The sequence below is a fragment of the Streptomyces sp. MCA2 genome (assembly GCF_023544705.1).
Taxonomy (GTDB): Bacteria; Actinomycetota; Actinomycetes; order Streptomycetales; family Streptomycetaceae; genus Streptomyces; species Streptomyces decoyicus.
The window spans coordinates 95,054-116,799 of the sequence record NZ_JAMJFM010000030.1 but is presented as its reverse complement, the minus strand read 5'-3'; the positions used below and the strand labels follow the sequence as shown (position 1 = coordinate 116,799).

At 72.6% G+C, this 21,746-nt stretch carries 16 protein-coding genes; 5 read left to right on the top strand and 11 right to left on the bottom strand.

Annotation, left to right across the window (positions count from 1 at the left end):
* Window positions 1-164 precede the first annotated feature (164 nt).
* Window positions 165-1,979: a bifunctional UDP-sugar hydrolase/5'-nucleotidase gene (locus tag M8I34_RS24305; protein WP_250052375.1), complete on the top strand. Its 1,815-nt coding sequence runs from the start codon at window positions 165-167 to the stop codon at window positions 1,977-1,979.
* A 132-nt stretch (window positions 1,980-2,111) separates the two neighbouring features.
* Here the strand turns inward: M8I34_RS24305 and M8I34_RS24300 are convergent, their stop codons facing one another.
* The 4 genes from M8I34_RS24300 to M8I34_RS24285 form a co-directional block, all read right to left on the bottom strand.
* Complete coding sequence (locus M8I34_RS24300) at window positions 2,112-3,542, bottom strand: lysine N(6)-hydroxylase/L-ornithine N(5)-oxygenase family protein (protein WP_250052374.1); 1,431 nt, start codon at window positions 3,540-3,542, stop codon at window positions 2,112-2,114.
* Window positions 3,539-4,972: a pyridoxal-dependent decarboxylase gene (locus M8I34_RS24295; RefSeq protein ID WP_250052373.1), complete on the bottom strand. Its 1,434-nt coding sequence runs from the start codon at window positions 4,970-4,972 to the stop codon at window positions 3,539-3,541. Before M8I34_RS24295 ends, M8I34_RS24300 begins: the two co-directional genes overlap by 4 nt.
* Window positions 4,973-5,221: 249 nt before the next feature.
* On the bottom strand, window positions 5,222-7,768 hold the full coding sequence (pepN, locus tag M8I34_RS24290; RefSeq protein ID WP_250052372.1) for an aminopeptidase N: 2,547 nt from the start codon (window positions 7,766-7,768) through the stop codon (window positions 5,222-5,224).
* Window positions 7,769-7,976: 208 nt separating this feature from the next.
* Window positions 7,977-8,864, bottom strand: coding sequence for an AraC family transcriptional regulator (locus M8I34_RS24285; protein ID WP_250052371.1), 888 nt, complete (start codon window positions 8,862-8,864; stop codon window positions 7,977-7,979).
* A 189-nt stretch (window positions 8,865-9,053) separates the two neighbouring features.
* Between M8I34_RS24285 and M8I34_RS24280 the strand changes: the two genes are divergently transcribed.
* Window positions 9,054-10,865: a beta-galactosidase family protein gene (locus tag M8I34_RS24280; RefSeq protein WP_250052370.1), complete on the top strand. Its 1,812-nt coding sequence runs from the start codon at window positions 9,054-9,056 to the stop codon at window positions 10,863-10,865.
* Between the two features lie 36 nt (window positions 10,866-10,901).
* Here the strand turns inward: M8I34_RS24280 and M8I34_RS24275 are convergent, their stop codons facing one another.
* The 5 genes from M8I34_RS24275 to M8I34_RS24255 form a co-directional block, all read right to left on the bottom strand.
* Entirely contained in the window at window positions 10,902-14,030 is a 3,129-nt protein-coding gene (locus M8I34_RS24275) for an endo-alpha-N-acetylgalactosaminidase family protein (protein WP_250052369.1), read from the bottom strand.
* A 206-nt stretch (window positions 14,031-14,236) separates the two neighbouring features.
* Window positions 14,237-15,322 (bottom strand): histidine kinase, encoded by a 1,086-nt coding sequence (locus M8I34_RS24270; protein WP_250052367.1) that lies wholly within the window; start codon window positions 15,320-15,322, stop codon window positions 14,237-14,239.
* A gap of 143 nt (window positions 15,323-15,465) precedes the next feature.
* A complete protein-coding gene (locus tag M8I34_RS24265) occupies window positions 15,466-16,146 on the bottom strand; it encodes a response regulator transcription factor (RefSeq protein WP_250052365.1) in 681 nt (226 codons plus the stop codon).
* A 119-nt stretch (window positions 16,147-16,265) separates the two neighbouring features.
* Window positions 16,266-16,442 carry a hypothetical protein gene (locus tag M8I34_RS24260; protein WP_250052363.1) on the bottom strand — a complete coding sequence of 59 codons (177 nt, stop codon included), beginning with the start codon at window positions 16,440-16,442 and terminating at the stop codon, window positions 16,266-16,268.
* A gap of 209 nt (window positions 16,443-16,651) precedes the next feature.
* On the bottom strand, window positions 16,652-17,458 hold the full coding sequence (locus M8I34_RS24255; RefSeq protein WP_250052355.1) for a trypsin-like serine protease: 807 nt from the start codon (window positions 17,456-17,458) through the stop codon (window positions 16,652-16,654).
* Window positions 17,459-17,723: 265 nt separating this feature from the next.
* Here M8I34_RS24255 and M8I34_RS24250 point away from each other — a divergent pair, with 265 nt between their 5' ends.
* Window positions 17,724-18,620 carry a hypothetical protein gene (locus M8I34_RS24250; RefSeq protein ID WP_250052353.1) on the top strand — a complete coding sequence of 299 codons (897 nt, stop codon included), beginning with the start codon at window positions 17,724-17,726 and terminating at the stop codon, window positions 18,618-18,620.
* Window positions 18,621-18,671: 51 nt separating this feature from the next.
* Here M8I34_RS24250 and M8I34_RS24245 read toward each other — a convergent pair whose 3' ends face one another.
* Window positions 18,672-19,367, bottom strand: a complete 696-nt coding sequence (locus tag M8I34_RS24245) for an alpha/beta fold hydrolase (protein ID WP_250052351.1) — start codon at window positions 19,365-19,367, stop codon at window positions 18,672-18,674.
* A 394-nt stretch (window positions 19,368-19,761) separates the two neighbouring features.
* Window positions 19,762-20,496 (bottom strand): MBL fold metallo-hydrolase, encoded by a 735-nt coding sequence (locus M8I34_RS24240; RefSeq protein ID WP_250052349.1) that lies wholly within the window; start codon window positions 20,494-20,496, stop codon window positions 19,762-19,764.
* A gap of 181 nt (window positions 20,497-20,677) precedes the next feature.
* On the opposite strand from M8I34_RS24240, the gene M8I34_RS24235 reads away from it, so the two are divergent.
* On the top strand, window positions 20,678-21,166 hold the full coding sequence (locus M8I34_RS24235) for a hypothetical protein (protein ID WP_250052347.1): 489 nt from the start codon (window positions 20,678-20,680) through the stop codon (window positions 21,164-21,166).
* A gap of 99 nt (window positions 21,167-21,265) precedes the next feature.
* Entirely contained in the window at window positions 21,266-21,742 is a 477-nt protein-coding gene (locus tag M8I34_RS24230) for a PPOX class F420-dependent oxidoreductase (RefSeq protein ID WP_030988708.1), read from the top strand.
* Window positions 21,743-21,746: the final 4 nt, after the last annotated feature.

Below are 21,746 nucleotides of genomic sequence, written 5' to 3'. Positions count from 1 at the left end.
CGGGTGGTGCAGGGTCGCATATCGGGGCGGGTGAGGGTGGGGCATCCGGGGGGAGTTGGTGAGGGGTGTTGCGTGGGGGGCGGCTGCGCCAGAATCTACGCGCGTTGTCCTTCTGTGTGGCGGCGCGCATCCGCGTTTGTTGGCGTTCATCCAAGGGAGTTGGCATGTCGCTCGACCGTAGGAAGTTCTTGGGGCGTTCCGTGGTGACGGGGGCCGGGGTGGCGCTTTCGGGCGCTGCGGGGGTGCCTGCGGCCCAGGCCGTGGCGGCGGGGGGTCCGGGGCGGCATGGTCATCGGCGTGAGCGGTATGCCTTCACGGTCATGGGCACGACGGATCTGCACGGCAGTGTCTTCAACTGGGACTACGCCACGGACGCGGAGTTCGACGATGCGGCGCACAACGATGTGGGTCTGGCGAAGATTTCGACGCTGGTGGACGGGGTGCGTCGGGAGAGGGGCCGGCGCAACACGCTGCTGATCGATGCGGGTGACACGATCCAGGGGACGCAGTTGGCGTATTACTACGCCAAGGTGGATCCGATTACGGGTCCGAACGGTCCGGTGCATCCGATGGCGCGGGCGATGAATGCGATCGGCTATGACGCGGCGGCGTTGGGGAATCATGAGTTCAATTACGGGATTCCGGTGCTGCGGAAGTTCGAGGAGAGCTGTGATTTTCCGTTGCTGGGGGCGAATGCGGTGGATGCGAAGTCGCTGCGGCCGGCGTTCCGTCCGTATGTGCTGAAGCGTTTGCGGTCACCGCGGGGGCGGGAGGTGACGGTGGCGGTGCTGGGTTTGACGAATCCGGGGATCGCGATCTGGGACAAGGCTCATGTGCAGGGGAAGCTGGCTTTTCCGGGGCTGGTGGAGCAGGCGGCGAAGTGGGTTCCGAAGTTGCGGTCGATGGGCGCGGATGTGGTGTTCGTGGCGGCGCATTCCGGGATGAGCGGTACGTCGTCGTACGGGGATCAGTTGCCGTATGTGGAGAATGCGGCGGCGTTGGTGGCGGAGCGGGTGCCGGGGATCGATGCGATTTTGGTGGGGCATGCGCATGTGGAGGTTCCCGAGCGGCGGGTGGTGAATGAGAAGTCGGGCCGGGAGGTGGTGTTGTCGGAGCCGTTGAAGTGGGGGCAGCGGCTGACGCTTTTCGATGTGGTGGTGGAGTGGCGTCGGGGCCATTGGGAGGTGGGGTCGGTTGGTTCTCGGGTCTTGAATTCGAATGCGGTGGCGGAGGATGCGCGGATCACGCGTCTGCTGCGGGCGGAGCATCGGAAGGTGGTGGCGTATGTGAACCGGGTGATCGGCCGGTCGAAGGCGGAGATGACGGCGGCCGAGGCTCCGGTGAAGGACACGCCGGTTTTGGACTTCATTGCGTTGGTGCAGGCGGAGGTGGTGCGCAAGGCGCTTGCGGGGTCGACGTACGCGTCGCTTCCGGTGCTGTCGCAGGCGTCGTGTTTCTCGCGTACCGCGAAGGTGCCGGAGGGGGATGTGACGATCCGGTCGATGGCGGCGCTGTATCCGTTCGACAACACGCTGGAGGCGCGGGTGTTGACGGGTGCGCAGGTGCGGGCGTATTTGGAGTTCTCGGCGCGGTATTACGTGCAGACGGCGGGTGGCGGTCCGGTGGATCCGTCGAAGGTCACGAACGCGGAGGGGACGCCGGATTACAACTATGACGTGGTGAGCGGTGTCTCGTACGAGATCGATATCGCGAAGCCGGCGGGGCGGCGGATCGGGAAGCTGATGTTCGGCGGGAAGCCGTTGGATGATGCTGCGCGGTTCGTTCTGGCGGTGAACAATTACCGGGCGAGTGGTGGCGGTAATTTCCCGCATGTGGCGGCTGCGGAGCAGGTGTGGTCGACGTCGGACGAGATCCGCAACTTGATCATCGGTTGGGTGCAGGAGAGCGGGGAGATCGATCCTGCGCAGTTTGCTGCGGTGGACTGGAAGTTGACGCGGGACGGGGTGCCGGTGTTCTGAGTCCGGCTGGTCACGGGGGTGCGGCGGCGGGGGGTGCCGTCGGGGGCGGCCGTGGGCCTCGTGGGTCCGCGGCTCCCCCGGGTCCCGGTGCGTGCGGCGCCACCGCGCGAAGGGGGCGGCGGGGGGTGCGGGTCAGCGGCGGGGGACGAGGGTGGAGCCCTGGCGGGGGACCATGCCGGCGCGTCCCGTCGACGGCTGGGGAAGGCCGAAGGTGGTGAAGGCGGTGCGGGTGGGGAGGGGGTAGGGGGTGTGGTCGGTGAGGGAGTTGAGGATGGTGGCGCTGCGCCAGGCGGCGAGGCCGAGGTCGGGGGTGCCTACGCCGTGGGTGTGGGTTTCGGCGTTCTGGACGTAGACCGAGCCGGTGACGGCGGGGTCGAGGAGGAGGCGGTGCTGTGCGTCGATGCGGGGGCGGGCGCAGGAGTCGCGGCGCAGGTAGGGGTCGATGGCGGCGAGCAGGGTGTCGATGCGGCGTTCGCGGTAGCCGGTGGCGAGGATGACGGCGTCGGTGGTGAGGCGGGAGCGGGTGCCTTGCTGGGTGTGGTCGAGGTGGAGTTCGACCTTGGTGGTGCCGACGCGGCCTGCGGTGCGGACGAAGACTCCTGGGGTGAGGGTGGCGTCGGGCCAGCCGCCGTCGAGGGTGCGGCGGTAGAGCTCGTCGTGGATGGCGCCGAGGGTGTCGTGGTCGATGCCTTTGTGGAGCTGCCATTGGGCGGGGACGAGGTCGTCGCGGACGCGTTCGGGGAGGGCGTGGAAGTAGCGGGTGTAGTCGGGGGTGAAGTGTTCGAGGCCGAGTTTGCTGTATTCCATGGGCGCGAAGGCGGGGGTGCGGGCGAGCCAGTGGAGGCCTTCGCGTCCGGCGGGGCGGGCGCGGAGCTGGTCGAGGAAGATTTCGGCGCCTGACTGGCCGGCGCCGATGACGGTGACATGGTCGGCGCCGAGCAGGCTGTCGCGGTGGTCGAGGTAGTCGGCGGAGTGGATGACGGGGACGGCGGGGGCTTCGGCGAGGGGGCGGAGCGGGACGGGGATGTGGGGGGTGGTGCCGATGCCGAGGACGAGGTTGCGGGCGTAGGTGCGGCCGAGGGCTTCGGCTTCGCCTTCGGGGTCGAGTTGGGTGTAGTCGACTTCGAAGACTTCGTGTTCGGGGTTCCAGCGGACGGCGTCGACCTGGTGGCCGAAGTGGAGGCCGGGGAGGTTTTCGCTGACCCAGCGGCAGTAGGCGTCGTATTCGGCGCGGTGGATGTGGAAGCGCTCGGCGAAGTAGAAGGGGAAGAGGCGTTCGCGCGTTTTGAGGTAGTTGAGGAAGGTCCAGGGGCTGGCGGGGTCGGCGAGGGTGACGAGGTCGGCGAGGAAGGGCACTTGGAGGGTGGCGCCGTCGATGAGGAGGCCGGGGTGCCAGTGGAAGGCGGGGCGCTGGTCGTAGAAGGCGGTGCGCAGGGGGGTGACGGGGTGGGCGAGGGCGGCGAGGGAGAGGTTGAAGGGGCCGATGCCGATGCCGGCGAGGTCGAGGGGTGTGTCGGGGCTCGTGGTGTCGGTGGTGAGGGGCGCTTCGGGGGTGCTGCTCATCTGGGGGTGTGGCCTTCCACGAGTTTGAGGAGGGTGGTCAGGTCTCCGGGTTGGGTGTGGGGGTTGAGGAGGGTGGCTTTGAGCCAGAGGCCGGTGGGGGTGGTGGCGCGGCCGAGGACGGCCTGTCCGTCGGTGAGGAGGGTGCGGCGGATGGTGGCGAGGGTGGTGTCGTCGGCGCCGGTGGGGCGGAAGAGGACGGTGCTGAGCGGGGGGCGGGAGTGGAGTTCGTAGCGGGGGTGGGCCTCGATGAGGTCGGCGAGGGTCTGGGCGGCGGCGAGGGTGTGGTCGACGAGTTCGCCGAGGCCGTGGCGGCCGAGGGCTTTGAGGGTGACGGCGATTTTGAGGATGTCGGGGCGGCGGGTGGTGCGCAGTGAGCGGCTGAGCAGGTCGGGGAGACCGGCTTCGGTGTCGTCGTCGGCGTTGAGGTAGTCGGCCTGGTGGGCGAGGGGGGCCAGGGTGGCGGGGCCGGGGACTGCGAGGAGGCCGGCGGCGACGGGTTGCCAGCCGAGTTTGTGCAGGTCGAGGCCGACGGTGTGGGCGCGGGCGAGGCCGTTGAGTGCGCTGCGGTGGGTGTCGCTGAAGAGGAGGGCCCCGCCGTAGGCGGCGTCGATGTGGAAGCGGGCGCCGTGCCGGGCGGCGACGTCGGCGAGGGCGTCGAGGGGGTCGATGGCGCCGGAGTCGGTGGTGCCTGCGGTGGCGGTGAGGAGGACGGGTCCGGCGCGTCCGGCGAGGTTGGCGAGGCAGGTGTGGACGGTGTCGGGGGTGAGGATGCCGTCGGGGGTGGGGAGGGTGAGGGGTTCGGGGAGGCCGAGGAGCCAGGCGGAGCGGGGGATGCTGTGGTGGGCGTTGGCGCCGCAGACGATCTGGAGGGGGCGGGCGGGCCGGTGCGGGTCGGTCGCGGTGCCGGCGGGGGCGGCGGCTTCGCGGGCGAGGAGCAGGGCGAGCTGGTTGGATTCGGTGCCGCCGGTGGTGATCAGTGCGTCGGGGTCGGTGGCCCGGGGGTAGACCAGGGCGGCGAGTGCGCGGCTGGTGAGGGCCTCCAGTGCGGAGGCGGCGGGGGCCTGGTCCCAGGAGTCCATGGAGGGGTTGAGGGCGCAGGCGGCGAGGTCCGCCGCGGTGGCGAGGGCGAGCGGCGGGCAGTGCAGATGGGCGGCGCAGTGGGGGTCGGCGGGGTCGGCGGCGCCGGCGGCGAGGGTGTGGACGAGGGTGCGCAGGGCGGTGTGCGGGCCGGTGCCGTGGTCGGGGAACACGGGGTGGCAGGCGTCGCGTACGGCACGGGTGACGGTGTCGGGGCCGCCGGGCGGGAGGGGGCCGGCGCGGTCCTCGGCGCCGGTGGTGAGGGCGTCGAGGACGGTGTCGAGGAGGGGGCGGAGCGCGCGGGGGCCGTTGGTGCCGCCTGCGAGGGCGGTGCCGGCAGGGGGCACAGTCATCAATGTGCTCTTCTGTCAGGGGAGTTGGGGGCGTCGGGCTCAGGCGAATGAGCCCTTAGGCAGCCCTAAGTTACTTTCCCTGCACGCTGCGTATCCACTGGTCGTGGTCATACCACCCGTAAGTGGTACGGGTGTACCGCAGGTGTTCGGGTGCCGTCGTCCTGCCGGTCCGGCGGCACCCGCTGCGCGGGCCGGGGCGGGTCCGCGGCGTCCCGCCCGCGCACCGGGGCGGGACGCCACGGACACCCCTCAGGCGTTGTCCGCCGCGGCGCGTACCTGCACCGCCCTGCGCAGGTCGTCGAGCTGGTCGATGAGTCTGCGGCGCAGGGCGGGGGTCGGGTTGCCGTCGGTGAGGCAGGCCTCGCCGAGGTGGAGGGTGTGGTCCTCGACGAAGAGGTCGGGGAAGGCGTAGCGGCCGGCTGCGGCGGCGAGGGCGGGGCCGCGGGCGGCGGCGAGGGCGGGGACGTCGGTGAAGTAGCGGGCGACGTAGGGGCGGAGCAGGTCGAGCTGTTCGGGCGCCCAGAAGCCGGTGGCGGTGGCGGTGAAGAGGTAGTTGGAGAGCGCGGCCGGGCCGTCGGTGGTGAACAGGGCGTCCCAGGCGGCTTGTTTGGCGGCCGGGTCGGGGAGCGCGGCGTGGCAGCGGGCGGCGCCCTCGCGGCCGGTGGCGCTGGGGTCGCGGGCGAGTTCGGCGTCGATGGCGGCGCGGAGTTCGCCGAGGGGTGCGGCGCCGAGGGTGGCGAGCCGGGCGAGGATGCGCCAGCGCAGTTCGGGGTCGAGGCGGGGGCCGCCGGGGACGCTGCCGTCTTCGAGCCAGTCCTGGATGCCTTCGGGGGTGGTGGCGCTGTCGATGAAGGCGCGGACGGCGGTGAGCCGCAGTCCGGCTTCGGCGCCGTGTTCGGGGCCTTCGGTGCGGCGGAGTATGTCGCGGCTGAGGGCGGTGAGGGTGGCGAGGGCGGCGTGGCGTTGGGTGCGGGGGAGGTAGCGGTCGGCGATCTGGGTGCGGGCGAAGGCGAGGACGCCCTGGACGAGGGCGAGGTCGGTTTCGTACGGGAGGTGGGCGCGGGCGGCGTCGAGGAAGGCGGTGGGGGCGAGTTCGCCGTCGCGGACCATGTCGCGGGCGGCGTTCCACACGACGGCGCGGGTCAGCGGGTCGGGGAGCCCGGACAGTGCGCCGAGGGCGGTGCCCCAGGAGACGGGGTCGAGGCGGACCTTGGCGTAGGTGAGGTCCTGGTCGTTGAGGAGGAGCAGGGCGGGGCGGCCGCCCGTGGCGGAGCGGGCGTCGTCGTCGGGGACGTCCCAGGTCAGCGGCTCGCGCGGGACGAGGCGGCCGGTGCCGGTGCGGTCGTGGTCGTAGCGGCCGATGGTGAGCCGGTGCGGGCGGGTGCCGTCGGGGCTTCCGGTCTGCTCGACGGACACGCTCCAGTTGCCGTCGGCGGCTTCCCGCACGACGGGGGTGAGGGTGTCGACTCCGGTGGTGCGCAGCCAGCGTTCGGCCCAGGCGTGGACGTCGCGGTCGGTGGCGCGGGAGAGCGAGTCGATGAAGTCGGCGAGGGTGGCGTTGGAGAAGCGGTGCCGGGCGAAGTGGTCGTTGATGCCGGCGAGGAAGTCCTTCTCGCCCATCCAGGCGACGAGTTGGCGCAGTGCGGAGGCGCCCTTGGCGTAGGAGATGCCGTCGAAGTTGAGGAGTGCGGAGGCGGTGTCGGGGACGTCCTCGGGGGCGGGGGCGACGGGGTGGGTGGAGGGGCGCTGGTCGGCGTCGTAGCCCCAGCCCTTGCGGGCGACGGCGAAGTCGGTCCAGGTGTCGGTGAAGCGCGTGGCTTCGGCCAGGACCTGGTAGCCCATGTATTCGGCGAAGGACTCGTTGAGCCAGATGTCGTCCCACCACTGGAGGGTGACGAGGTCGCCGAACCACATGTGGGCCATTTCGTGGGCGATGGTCACGCCGCGGGTCTGGCGTTCGGTGTCGGTGACGGCGGAGCGGAAGAGGTAGGTGTCGCGGAAGGTGACCAGGCCGGGGTTCTCCATGGCGCCGGCGTTGAACTCGGGGACAAAGGCCTGGTCGTAGGAGTCGAAGGGGTAGGGCTCTTCGAAGATCTGGTGGAAGCGGTCGAAGCAGCGGCGGGTGAGGTCGAGGATCTCGTCGGCGTCGGCGTCGAGGTGCGGGGCGAGGGAGCGGCGGCAGTGGATGCCGAAGGGCAGTCCGGCGTGTTCGGTGCGTACGGAGTGCCAGGGGCCGGCGGCGACGGCGACGAGGTAGCTGCTGATGAGGGGGGTGGGGGCGAGGGTCCAGTGGCCGGGGTCGCGCTGGGTGGCGATGCCGTTGCCGAGGACGGACCAGTCGGTGGGGGCGGTGACGGTGAGGGCGAAGACGGCCTTCAGGTCGGGCTGGTCGAAGGCGGCGAAGACGCGCTGGACGTCGTCCAGGAACAGCTGGGTGTAGACGTAGCTCTCGCCGTCGGCGGGGTCGGTGAAGCGGTGCATGCCCTCGCCGGTGCGGGAGTAGGACATGGTGGCGTCCAGGCGCAGTTCGTGGGCGCCGGGGGCCAGGCCGGTGAGCGGGAGGCGGTTGTCGTCCAGGTCCGCGGGGTCGAGCGGGTGGCCGTCGAGGGTGACGGAGTGCAGCTCGGCGGGCCGGAGCTCGACGAAGGTGTCGCCGTCCGTGCGCGCGGTGAAGTGGATGACCGTACGGGAGCCGAACCGGTCCTCGCCCTGGGTGAGGTCGAGTGCGATGTCGTAACGGTGGACGTCGATGAGTCGGGCTCGGGTCTGCGCCTCGTCGCGCTGTAGTGCGGGCATGCGTTCATGCTGCCGTACGGCCGGTGGGTGGTGCACGGGGGTTGGGACAGCCGGGGCTCGGAGGCCGTGGGGGCTTGGTGGGGCGGGCGTCTTGTGGGAGGCGGGGGTGCGGCGTGGGCGGTGGGGCAGCGGCCGGCGGCATCGTGGACGGAGACGGCCGGCGGCACCGTGGACGGGGACGGCCGCCTGCGTCCCGGCGGCGGGCCCGTCAGCCGTTCCACCCGCTGACCAGTGGCGGGTCGTTCGGGTCCGGGATCTGTGTGGACCAGCCGCCGGGCACGCTGCGGACCTGGCGGTCGCGGAAGCGCACGGGGGCGGTGCCGACCCGGCGGGTGAACAGGCGGCTGAAGTACGCCGGGTCGTCGTAGCCGACTCTGCGGGCCACCGCCGCCACCGGGAGTTCGGTGCCCACGAGGAGTTCCTTGGCCCGGCCCAGGCGTATCCCCAGCAGGTAGTCCTTGGGGCTGCAACCGGCGCCGCGCCGTACAGCGGTGCGGAGTTCGGCGGGTGTCATACCGTGCCGGGCGGCGTGCTCGGCGACCGAGAGCGGCAGGAAAGCGTCGCGGGCCAGTGCCTGGAGGACGGGGTCGCCGTCGGCGTCGGTATCGGCCCGGGCCCGGCGCAGTACGACGAGGAGTTCGTGGACCGTGGCGGAGGTCTCCACCTCCAGGAGGGGGTTGCCGCGGCGGGCCGCGCGGGCGATACGCCCCACGGCCGCCCGTGCCGGGCCGGTGTCCGCGAGCGGTACGAGCGGTCGGTCGGGCTCGATGTAGCCGAGTTCGGTGTAGGTCGTGGTGGCGGGGCCGGTGAAGTCGACGAAGCTCTCGTCCCAGCCGGTCTCCGGGTCGGCCCCGTAGTGGTGCGGCACTCCCGGCATGATCCACAGCAGGGCGGGGGCGGTCACCGGGTGGCGCCGGCCGTCGGGGGTGGCGAACCAGCCGCGACCGGCGCTGATGACGATGGCGACATGGTGGTCGAGGGTGCGCGGGCCGACCGTGGGCAGGGTGCCGTGCTGGAGTCCGACGCCCAGGCACACCAGGCCGAGCCGGTGGTGGACCGGGCTCGGGGTGAAGTAGCGCATCCAGGTGTGGTACACGCCCGGGCCTCCCGTCGCTCCGTACCTCTGCGTACCGCTCCGTCGGACCGTCGGACCGTTGAGCCGTCGAACCGTCCAATCACACTCGATCTTTGTCCATGGACTGTCACACCGCCAGAGGGCGAGGGTGACCGGTGACCGTGAGCGCCCGGCCGGTGGCGCACGGGAGACGACTCAAGGGCGGCTGACGTGACGCAGTTCGAGGTGGGCGAGCGGGACTTCGTGCTGGACGGGCGGCCGGTGCGGCTGCTGTCCGGGGCGTTGCACTACTTCCGGGTGCACGAGGCGCAGTGGGACCACCGGCTGGCGATGCTGCGGGCGATGGGCCTGAACTGTGTGGAGACCTATGTGCCGTGGAACCTGCACGAGCCGCGGCCCGGTGAGTTCAAGGACCCGGAGGCGCTGGGGCGGTTCCTCGACGCGGTGCAGGCGGCGGGGCTGTGGGCCATCGTCCGGCCGGGGCCGTACATCTGCGCGGAGTGGGAGAACGGGGGGCTGCCGCAGTGGCTGACCGGGCCGCTGGGGCGGCGGGTGCGGACCCGGGACGCGGCGTATCTGCGGGCCGTGGACGCCTGGTTCGCGCGGCTGCTGCCGCAGGTCGTGGCGCGCCAGTGCACCGCGGCGTCCGGGCCCGGCGGTCCGGACGGCGGGCCGGTGATCATGGTGCAGGCGGAGAACGAGTACGGCTCGTACGGCAGCGATGGCGTCTACCTGGCGCACCTCGTGGAGCGGCTGCGTGAACTGGGGGTGCGGGTGCCGCTGTTCACCTCGGACGGGCCCGAGGGGCACATGCTCAGCGGTGGTGCGGTGCCGGGGACGCTGGCCACCGTCAACTTCGGTTCCGGGGCCGGACAGGCGCTGGCGGCGCTGCGGCGTCATCAGGCGCACGGGCCGCTGATGTGCATGGAGTTCTGGTGCGGGTGGTTCGCGCACTGGGGGCAGGCTCAGGTGCCGCGCGCTCCGGAGGATGCCGCGGCGGCGCTGCGCGAGATTCTGGAGTGCGGTGCGTCGGTCAATATCTACATGGCGCACGGCGGGACGAATTTCGGCGGGTGGGCGGGGGCGAACCGGGCCGGTGAACTGCATGACGGGGCGTTGCGGTCGACGGTCACCTCGTACGACTACGGGGCGCCGGTCGATGAACGCGGGCGTCCCACGGAGAAGTTCTGGCGGTTCCGGGAGGTGCTCGCCGAGTGGGCGGACGGGCCACTGCCCCGGGTGCCGGAGCCGCTGCGGGTGCTGCCGTCACCGGTGCGTGCGGTGGTCGAGGAGTGGGCGCCCGCAAAGGACGTGATGGAGGCGCTGGGGGGTGCGGAGGTCGAGGGGGGCACTCCGGCGACGTTCGAGGAGCTGGGCGTGGACCGGGGTGTGGTGCGCTACCGGGTGGCGGTGCCGGGGCCGCGGGAGGGCCGTCCGCTGCGGGTGACGGGGCTGCGGGACCGGGCGGTGGTGTGGGTCGACGGGGTGCGCGGGCCCGTGGTGGACACCGAGGACGCGGTGCTCGGGGAGGTGGCCGGGCCCGCGTCGGTGGAGTTGTGGGTGGCGTCGCTGGGGCGGGTGAACTACGGTCCGCGGCTCGGCGAGTCCAAGGGGATCGTGGGCGGGCTGCTGCACGAGCGGCAGTATCTGCACGGCGTACGGTCGCGGGGGCTGCGGCTGGACGCGATGGAGGAGCCCGGGGCGCTGTCGAGGGTCCCGTTCCGGGCGGTGGCGGGCGCGGGCGGGGCCGCGGGGCTGTACCGGGGGACGCTGACGGTGGCCGGGCGGCCCGGAGATGCCGATCTTGCGCTGCCGGGCTGGCGCCACGGTGTCGTCTGGATCAACGGTTTCTGCCTGGGGCGCTACTGGGAGCTGGGGCCGCAGCGCACCCTGTATGTGCCGGGTCCGGTGCTGCGCGAGGGCGCCAACGAGCTGCTGGTGTGGGAGTGGGAGGGCGCCCCGGCCACCGTGGGGGAAGAGGCGGGGGCGCCCGGTCTGTATCCCTGCGCGGCGGGGCGCTGAGGGGTCCGTGGGGGCGGGCTCCCGCCCCCACGGGGGTCACACCTCGCGGACTTCGAAGGTGTCCAGGACGAATTCCGCCGTGCCGTCGTCGCCCACCTTGCGCAGTCCCACCCAGGCCTCGCCGGCGGCGGGGGCGGTGAACTCGTAGGTGTGGGTGGCGGGCCGGCCGGCGGCGGGCAGCGGGGTGCGGGTCAGTTCGCGGGGCGCGGGTGCGTCGACGGCGGTGACCCAGGCGTACTGGCCGGCCTTCTCGTTGGCGTAGCGGAAGGTGACCCGGTAGCGGCGGCCCGCGGTGAAGCGGACGGTGTGCGGGACCGTGCGGTAGACCAGGCCGCTGTTCTCGCCGCGTGATTTGAGCGACTGCCCGCCGTCGAGGACGTCGTCGACCGCCTTGCCGTTCCAGCCGCGCCGGGTGAACGGGGCGTGCCGCTGGGCGATATGGGTGCGGGGGTCGGTGCTGCCGCCGGCGTCGCCCTTGACGAAGACGCCCCAGCCCTGCGGCACGTGCTCGAAGTCCTCGTAGGCCAGGGTGCCTTTCCTGGTGGTGGGCTCGGCGGGTACGACGCGGAGGTTGTCGAAGCCGACCCGGGCCCGGCCGGCCGCCGCGGTGAGGGTGAGGGTGACCGGGCCGCCGCCTTCCGGGACGGTGAAAGGGGTGAAGAGGCGCTGGAAGCGGGTGCCGGACTTCCGGTCGGCGGCGACGTAGTTGACGGCGGTGGAGGTGTCGGTCCAGTTGGCGGCGGTGACGCCGTCGGCGGTACGGACCTCCAGGGCGGCCCGTCGCCGTTCGCCCGCCGTGGCGCCGACCTCGACCTGTACCGAGGCGGCGTAGTGGCCGGGGGCGAGGCGGGCGAGTTTCTGGGCGACGGTGGCGGCGCCGCCCGCGCCGATGACCAGTTCGTAGTCGCCCCGCTTGCTGAGCCGGACGGCGGCCGGGCCGGTGACCTGCCGGCCGGCCAGGTTCCCTGAGTGGAAGCCGGGGTCGGTCAGCGGGGTGCCCTCGCCCCAGTCGGGGTCGCCCTGGGCCGGGGCCTTGGTGCGGTGGAGGACGTAGGCCACGCCGGGCTCGGCGGTGAGGGTGATGCTGCCGCCGCTGACGGGGACGCGGGTCTCCTGGGTGCGGCCCTGGTCGGTGAGCCGGTAGGCGTAGACGGCCCGGCTGCCCGACCAGCCGCGGGGCAGGTCCCAACGGGTGCTGCCGCCACGGGGGTTGTAGTGGTAGAGCTTGTCGGGGTCGGTGGCCCGGCGGGGCTCCCAGGGGAGCAGGTAGGTGCCGCCGTCGTAGACCAGCCGGCCGTCGGTGGTGATCCTGCGGGTGCCGCTCGGCTGCGTTGCGCCGCCGCTGTGCGACGCGTCCCCGGAAGCGGAGCCCGCGTCGCTGACGACCGTCCTGGTGGGCCCCTCGAAGGTGATCTCGTGCGCGCCCCAGGTCCTGATCGGGTACGCCTGGAGGTATTTGGCGGGCAGGGCGTCGGTCCAGATGATCGTGTGGAACGCGTTCCAGTCGGTCTTGCCGACCCAGCCCTCGAAGTTGCCCATCCGGGCGTTGCCGAGCAGGGTGGGCCACTTGTCGGCGAAGACGTCCTTGTGGTGGTTGCGCAGGAAGCGGATGAGCCGGGAGTTGATGCCGCGGGAGGTGTCGGGGCCGTAGTCGGTCTCGTTCGCCCAGTGCGACCACAGGGCCGAGCGCTCCAGGCCGTGGCCCCATTCGGTGGTGACCTGCCAGCCCTGGTCACGCAGGTGGCGCTGGAGGCGGTCGGAGTTCCAGCCGGACTCGCGGAAGACGTCGAGGTAGAGGGTGTTCAGCGCGGGGTCGGTCTCCTTGCGCAGCTGCGCGAAGCGCCGGGCGATGTCGCCGGAGAGCAGATCGCGGCGGGCGTCGATGCGGTAGGACTGGTCGAGCCAGTCCCACTGTTTGTCGTCCTTGTCGACGAGCTTTTCGGAGAAGGCGTGGGCGACGGGGTAGGACTCGGTGGCGTTGACGTGCACCGCGAAGTCGCTGTGCCACTTCCTGCCGGCGCGGAGCAGGGCGTTGAGGCCGGCCAGGCCGCCGGCCCGCTCGTTGTAGTTGCCGCCGTAGTCGGGGTGTGCGGAGTCGTGGCCTTCGGACTGGTAGCCCTTGAGGAGGGTGAACTGCCGCAGCCCGTCGGTGGCCAGGGCGATCCGCTTGATGTGGTCGAGGGTGGCGAGGAACGGGTTGGTGGCCTGGCTGGCGAAGTTGAACGGGATGTGCGGGACGACCCGCAGATGCTGTTCGCCGGCGCCCAGCGGCATGACCATGATGTCGCGCAGCGCGATGGCGGCGTCCTGCCAGTCGGTCTTCCCGTCGCCGTTGCGGTCGCCGGTGACGATGACGGTCGCGTAGGGCAGCGGGTCGGTGGCGTCCACCGGCTGCCCGGCGGCCCGGTGTGTCCACTGGCCGCAGGACAACTGGGCTTTGACGAAGCCGTCGCCCTTGGCGGTCTGCCGCCAGAGCCGTCCGTTCTCCCAGGTGGTGGCTCCGGCGGGCTTGTCGTAGCAGGTGTTGGTCTCGACGGCGCCGGCCAGTTCGTCGGTGGCGACGACGGCGTAGGCGCAGCCGGTGGGCGAGGCCTCGACGGGGGTGTCGGCGGTGACCTGCACCAGGGTGTCGCCGCTCTTGTCCTTGTCCAGTTCGATCCGGGCGGCCAGCAGGGCGGCGCCGGGCTGGTCGCTGCGGACGCTCAGCAGGGCGAGGCCGGGGATCTCCAGGGTGCCGACGCGCAGTGCCGGGGTGTCGGTGAGGGCGGTGACCCGCCAGGTGGTCCGCCGGCCGTGGACGGCGATCTCGACGGTGATCCTGGTGCCGCCGTCGAAGCCGAGGGTGTAGGTGGCGCGGTCGGCGCGGGCGCGGTGGGTGACGCGGGGGGTGCGGGCGGTGCCGTCGATGACGACCTGGGTGACCGGGGTGTCCTGGCCGTGCAGGACGGCGCCGGTGCCGCGGTCGGTGTAGGAGACGATGCGCGGGAAGGCGGTGTCGACGCGGACCTCCAGTGCGCCGGACCGGAGCACCGCCTCGCCGGCGCGCGGTGCGGCCGTGGCGGAGTGCGCGCCGAGCGGGAGGGCACCGGCGGCCCCGGCGAGCGCGGTGGCGGCGACGACCGTTCTGCGGCTGGGCCCGCGCGGGGCACCTGTCTGTTCGTTCACGCGCGCTGTCCTCCTTCGTGCCTGCACTGCCTGTCGGCGGACAGCGTGCTGCGCGTGCGGTGCGTGCGCCTATGGACAAAGGAGGGGCAGGTGTTGGACAGATGTGGAGCCCGTGGGCGGGTGGCGGCCGGTGCGGCCAGGTGACGGCCGGTGCGGCCAGGTGACGGCCGGTGCGGCCGGGTGGCGGCCGGTGCGGCCGGGCGGCGTCAGGCCGTCGCCCCGCCGTCGAGGGGCAGTACGGCGGTGAGCTCCCAGCCGCCCTCCGCCGCGGGCCCCGCGGCGAGCCGTCCGCCCAACGCCTCGGCCCGCTCGGTGAGTCCGGCCAGGCCGAAGCCGCCGCCGCGGGCCTGTTCGCACAGGCGGGCCGGGCTGCCGCCGTCGTTGGCGATGCGCAGCTCCGCCCCGCAGGGCACGGGCCGCAGTCCGATCCGTATCGCCGTGGCGTCCGCGGCGTGCTTGCGGACGTTGGTCAGCGCCTCGCGCACGATGCGGTAGACCGCCGCGGCCACCTCGGCGGGCAGCGCCTGCGCCAGGTCCCTGTCGAGGGAGAGGACGACCGGCGGGCCGGTGCGGGCGAACGCCTCGGTCAGTGCGCGGACGTCGGCGAGCCCGGCGACCGGGTGGGGCTGCGCCCCGTCCTCGCGCAGCACCCGCACCAGCCGCCGCATCGCGCTCAGCGCGTCGCTGCCGGAGACCTCGATCCGTTCGAGGGTGGCGCCGGCCTGCCGGCCTTCGAGGGCGGTGAAGCGGGCGGCGCGGGCCTGGACGACGATGCCGGTGACATGGTGGGCGACCAGATCGTGCAGCTCCCGCGCCAGTTCCAGGCGTTCGGCGGCCCGTACGGCCGCGAGATCGCGCAGTCGCCGGGCGTCCTGCCGGCGCAGGATCGTCGAGTACGCGGCGACGACCACGGTGAGCACGGCGGAGACGACGGTGAACAGGCCCGGCCGGACGTCCCGCATCGGGGCGAGTGCGCAGGCCAGGCCCAGCGCCGGGCCGAGGACGGCGGCGGTGCGGCCGGGCGCGCGGCGGATCACGGCGGTGAGCAGGACGAGCAGGGCGATGCCCTCGCCCAGGCCCCACACCTGCGGCGCGTGCTGCCCGGCGATCAGCACCGCCGACGCGGTGAGGGAGACCGCGGCCGCGGCCTGGGCCCGTACGGTCAGCGGGATCCGGACGGAGGGCACCGCGCACAGACAGACCACGACGCCGGCGGCCACCACGACCGCCTGCGGGAGGGTGGGCCGGCCGGCCAGTTGCAGGGTTTCGAATCCGACGAGGAGCAGCAGCACGAGGGCCAGCGCGGCTCTGGCGACAACGGCTTCCCGCGGATGGGTCCTGGTCCACCGCCCGGGCGGGCTCCGGCGCGCGGCCGGGCGGGCGTGCTCCGGCCGCCGCCCGGGTCGCGCCGCCTTCGGGGCCCTTCGCCGGATGCTCACGGGCTGCCGGAGGACAGACCGCTCTGCCAGGCCCAGAAGGCGACCTCGACCCGGTTGCGGGCGTCCAGCTTGGTCTGCACGTTCGCCAGATGGGATTTCACCGTGGACAGCGACAGGTAGAGGGCACCGGCGATCTCTGCGTTGGTCCGGCCGCCGGCCAGCGCACGGACGACGTCCCGTTCGCGGTCGGTGAGCGGCTCGGAGGGGGTGCGGGCGGTCCGTCCCCGGCCGGCGGCGGGGACCATGTCGCGCAGCAGCCGGGCGGTGATCGCGGGCGAGAGCAGTGCCTCGCCGGCGGCGGCGGCCCGTACGGCTTCCACCAGCAGCGCGGGGCTGGCGTCCTTGAGGAGGAAGCCCGAGGCGCCGCCGCGCAGCGCGGTGTGCACGTATTCGTCCAGGTCGAAGGTGGTCACGATGACGATCCCCGGGGTGGGCCGGTGCCCGGGGCGGGCGGCGGCGCGCTCGGTCAGCCGGCGGGTGACCTCCAGCCCGTCGGTCCTGGGCATCCGGATGTCCAGCAGCAGCACATCGGGGCGCAGCCGTTCGACGGCCGCGAGGGCGGCCTCGCCGTCGGTGACATCGGCGAGGACCTGGATGTCGTGCTGGCTCTCCAGGACCATCCGGAAGCCCATCCGGACCACTTCCTGGTCGTCCGCGATCACCACACTGATCGGCATGTCGTTCCTCCTCGGCGCCCTCGGGGTCGGGCCCGCTCCGTCCATCCGAACGGCGGTGCGCGCGGACCGCAACCGGGGCCGGGGGCGGCCTGCCGGACCGGCGCCGGGGTGCGTGCAGATCAGCCCCGGGCCGCGTTCGAGGGGGCGTCGGCCGGCAGCTCGACGGCATCGTGGTGACCGCCGAGCAGCACATAGGCGAGGGTCGCGGCGGAGGCGGCGAGGAGCAGGGTGGCGAGGACCGTCGCACGGCGGTCGCGGTCGCGTGCCGGGGGGCGGGTACAGGGCTCGGTGGTCATGCCGTTCACGCTAGGGAGCCGTCGCGGCGCAGCCCATAGGCCGTCCGGTCATCCATGACGGCACAAGGCCCGGCCGGAAGCACGAGCTTGGTCCCGGGGCGGTGGGACCAACGGCCGTACGGCGACGGGACCAAGGTCCGGGACCTCCGGCCCGGCAAAGGGCCCGGGGAGCGGCTCCCCGGGCCCTTCGTCGTCGCGTGCGTGCTGCGTCAGCCCAGTTCGCCCGCGGCCTTCTTGATGTTCGCGGCGAAGGCGCTCACCTCGCTGTAGACACCGGGCTTGCCGGGCCGCGCGCAGCCCTCGCCCCAGGAGACGATGCCGACCTGGAGCCACTGCCCGGCGTCGTCCTTGCGGAACATCGGGCCGCCGGAGTCACCCTGGCAGGTGTCGACGCCGCCGGTGTCCAGCTTGCCGGCGCAGATCTCGTCGCCGGGCGTCAACTGGTCGCCGTAGGCCTTCTGGCAGGTGGCGTCGTCGATGAACGGGACGGTCGCCTTGAGGAGGTAGCGCTGCTGGCTGCCGCCTTCCTTGTCGGCGCCCCAGCCGGCGATGGTGAAGTCGCCGTTGTTGAGCTTGTCGTCCTCGGCGATCTTCAGCGTGGGCTGGTCTATCGGCTTGGCGAGCTTGATCAACGCCCAGTCCTTGCCCTTGCCGTTGTAGCCGGGGGCCTGAAGGACCTTGGTGGAGTTGACCTTGACGGCGGCGGAGTCCTCCAGATCGACCACGCCCGCGGTGGCCGTGATGGAGGTGTTGTCGCCGCTGCCGTCGACGCAGTGCGCCGCGGTGAGCACGATGTCCTTGGCGTAGAGCGCGCCACCGCAGCCCATCGACAGCCGGACCATGAAGGGGAATTCACCCTGGTCGGCCTTGGTGCCGCCGACGACGTTGGTGTGGACGGAGCCGGACGGGCCCGGAGAGGGGGTGGCCGTGGCCGAACCGGCCTGGAGACTGAAGGCGGCCAGGGCGATCGCGCCGGCGGCAGTGGTTCTCTTGAGGTGCTTCCGGTACCTGCGCAACGGGCTTCCTTTCGTGGGGGGTTGCCGTCGCTGACGAGCCCATGCCAACACCGGAGCCGGACGTGGCCGCCGCAGAAGGTGCGTGGAAGGAGGGCAGCACGCCGCAAGGCGTCCGGACCCAGTGGGGGATGAGTCCGTAGAGCGCCCTGTGATTATGTGGACTGCCCGATCGGGGTGACAAGGGTGCGCATCCAGCCAACTCCCCTGCCCCACAGGCCCCGTACGGCCCATACCGGACCTTCCCGGCCCCCCGTACAGTGGCCGGGTGACCACGGGCGGCAGTGAGATCGAGCACGGATACCCCCATCTCGACACGGTGCGTGCGGCCGTCCATGCGCTGTTCAAACGCCTGTCGTACGACACGGTGAGCACCTTTGCCACCAGCGTGCCGCCCGTCGATGTGGCCTTCGACGAGACCGAGGATCTGCATCTGGGGGCGCAGCGGGTCGCCCGCGCGATGGTGCGGCACCTGCATCTGCCGGACGCCCGGGTGGTGATCACCTTCCGCGAGATGGAACACGCCGCGTATGTCGAACTGACCGCGGGCCCCGAGTACTTCATCGAGCTCAACGACCGCTTCAAGAAGCACCGCACGGACATCGGCGCCGCGCTGGCCCACGAGGTGATGCATGTGTACTTGCACCGCCTGGACCTGTCGTTCCCCGGCACCCGCGACAACGAGATCCTCACCGACACCGCCGCCGCCTACCTCGGCGCGGGCTGGCTGCTGCTCGACGCCTACCGCGAGCACGGCCCGTTCTCGCAGAAGCTCGGCTATCTGACGCCGGAGGAGTTCGGCTACGTCCTCGCCCAGCGGGCCGCGTTCTTCGGCGAGGACCCGGCGCCGTGGTTCACCAGCCCGCAGGCGTACGACGCCTACACGACGGGCGCGGCGCGGGCCCGCCAGGACGCGCGCCGGCCACCGCTCGCCGCCGCCGGCTGGGCCGCCCGGCTGCGCTACGCCAAGGACCGCCGGGCGGCACAGGATCCACGCCGCGCCGGCCGGCCGCCCGCCACCGCCGACTACGCCTTCGAGGGCCCGCCGCCCTTGCGGGTGTCCTTCCCCTGCCCCGCCTGCCACCAGCGGATCCGCGTCCCGGTCCGCGGCCGGCTCCAGGCACGCTGCGGGCTGTGCAAGACGCTGCTGGACTGCGATACGTGACGAGGCGTCAGCCAATCCCGGCCCTCGGGCCCGGTGGCCGGCAGACCGGCCCTAGACCCACCCCTCCAGGCCCGCCATGAAACCGTCGAAGTCGTCGCGGTGGATGGTGTGGCCGACGCCGTGCACCGTACGGACCTCGAAGCCGCGTCCGGTCAGCTCGGTCGCGGCCTGCTCGGAGAAGAGGAACCCCTCCCCCGCGAACTGCACCAGCGACGGGACGACCGGCTTCTCGGGCACATGGTCCTGCCGGTGCACGGCGGACAGCGCGAGGGCGGTGGCGGTGTCCCAGTCCGCGATCGTGGCCAGCTCGATATCGAAATCGACGTCGCTCCAGCGTTGATTGAAGGTCTGGAGCATCGCCCGGTCCGCCCGCTTGAACGCGACGAACAGGGCCGGGTCGACGGGCTCCTGGAACTGAGGGAACGCCCACGCCGGATCGCTGTAGACCGCCCGCCGCGGCTGGAGCCGCTCCACCGCCAGGGACAGCGCCAGACCGCCCAGGGAATGCCCGATGACGACCTCGGGGGCGGCGGGCAGGGTCTCCACGAGGTCCTCGGCGTACAGCTCGGTGTGGTAATCGCCGCGCGGGCTGCGGCCGTGGCCGCGCAGGTCGACGGCGATGACCCGGTAGCCCCGGTCGGCGAGCGCCGGACCGACGCGGTGCCAGGTGCGGTGATCGGACATCAGCCCGTGGACCAGCACCGCGGTCCGTTCGCCGGTGCCCCACTCATGGGTGTGCAGCTGCATGCCCGTGCCTCTCTCCGGTGCCCGCGCTCTCCGGTGCCCGTGCACTCTCCGCCTGCCGATGGCCCCCGGCCCGTGTTCCCTGGGCCGGGCCGGGCCGCACCCGCGCGAGATTACACGTGTCAACAGGCGCGGCAGGTGCGCCCCGCCCCGACCCGCCGCACAAATCCCCTGCGCGAGGCCGCCCGGCAGCAAGACCGACCGGACGGGCTCCCAGTCCACCCCAACTCCCCCTACGGGTAGGGTTGTTGCCCGCTGGTCACGCCGGTCACGCCGAGGCCACACCCCCGGAGCAGACCACCGGCCCGGCTTACCCGTTCCTGTGCGCCCGGCCTACCCGTTCCTGTGCACCCGGCCGGCGCAGCCCCTGTGCACCCCGGCCGCCGTAGCCCGCCCCTCACAGCCAGTCCTTCTCCGGCGTGGCCGCGGCCAGTGCGGCCCGTGCGCCGGTGCGCAGGGGTATGCCGTGCGGGACGCACACCGTGTCGACGTCGTCGAGGGCCGCGAGCCGGCGGAAGGACGCGATGGCCTCCTCGCGTGCGACGTTGCCCGGGCCGAGGATGGCGCGGCTGCCGTCGGGGCTGGTGGCGATGATGTCGCCGGGGAAGAGCAGCCGGCTCGTGGGGAGGTGCAGGGCGATCCCGCCGGGTGTGTGGCCGGGGACGTGCAGCACCCGTACGGGTTCCCCCCAGCCGTCGAGGGTGTCCCCGTCGTGCAGGGCGACATCGACCTCGGTGTGGCGCAGCGGCGGGACCTCGGCGGCCGCCAGGTCCGCCATGACCCCTTCGTACAGCGACCCTTCCATGGGGGTGAACGCCGGCGTGGGTTCGGGAGCGGCGCCACGGATGTACGGGACGTCCAGTGCGCCGGCCAGGATCCGGGCCCCGGTGGCGGCGGCCAGGTCGGCGGCGGAGCCCATGTGGTCCAGGTGGAAGTGGGTGAGCACGATCTGCCGCAGCTGTCCGGGCCGGCCGCCCAGCCGGGCGAGTGCGTCGAGGATGGCGGGGGCCGAGCCGGGGACGCCGGTGTCGACCACCGCGTAACCGTTGTCGGGCAGGGCGACGAGATACACATGCCCGATAGGGAAGGGGAGTTGCCAGACGGTGGGGGTGATTTCGATGGGTGCGTCCATGCTCCGGACGCTAACGGGCGGACGGCCCGGTTCCGCCGCCGTTACGCCCTGGGCGGACCGGGTTATGCCGTGGGCGGACCGGCCGGAGGGACGTCTCCCCCGCCCCGCGGACTTCGACGGAAAGCGGCCGGAACCTGTCTTGCGCCTGGCACGTCCCATCGGTGACACAAGGAGGCATGTCATGCGAGGATCCCACCTCTCCCGCACCCGTACCCTCACCGCCCTGCTCGCGCTGACGGCGGCCGGCGCCGTCGCACTGTCCGGCTGTGGCCAGGATCAGCAGAAGGTGACCCCCGCGGCCCCGCCGAAGAAGCAGGATGCGTTCGAGCAGCGCGCGGACCAGATAGTGCGGGACTGGCCGAAGGTCTCCCCGGTCCACGGCCGGCAGCAGGCACTGCTGCCGCTGGTCGCCGCCCAGCGCCCCGGGAAGAAGGACGTACGGGAGATCACGGTCACCGTCGGGCACAGCGCCTGCGATGTGCGCTTCGGTGCGCGCAGCCATGAGTCGAAGGACCTGGTGGTGATCACCGGCTGGGGCAAGCGGAAGAGCTCGAAGGGGATGTGCACCGAGCAGCTGGCCACCGACAAGGTGACGGTGCACCTCAAGAGCGCGCTGGACGGCCGCAAGGTCGTGGACGCGGCGACCGGCAAGCAGCTCCTCAAGGGCTGAGGGGCGGGACCGGCGTCTGATCTCCGTGGACCGGCCTGCGACGCCTGGCACCGCAGGCCGATCCACGGAGTTCGGGGAGACACCCCCTAGGCTCGCCGCATGAGCCCTTCCATCGCCAGCAACACCCGTGTCGAGCTGCCCGAGCTGCTGGAGTTCGTCCGCCCCCGTCACCGTGCGATCCTGCTCACCCGCCGCAGCGACGGCACCCCGCAGGGCTCGCCGCTGACCTGCGGGGTGGACGACTCCGGGCGGCTGGTCATGTCGACGTATCCGGAGCGCGCCAAGGTCCGTAACGCCCGCCGGGTCTCGTCGGTCAGCGTGATCGTGCTGTCCGACGAATGGAACGGCCCGTGGGTGCAGATCGACGGCGAGGCCGAGGTCGTCGACACCCCGGATTCGATCGAGCCGCTCGTCGAGTACTACCGCAACATCGCCGGGGAGCACCCGGACTGGGACGAGTACCGGGAGGCGATGCGCAAGCAGGGCAAGTCGCTGATCCGGGTGACGCCGCTGCGCTGGGGGCCGGTCGCGACCGGCGGCTTCCCGGCCCGGCTCGCGGAGGACGGCGACTCCTGACCCG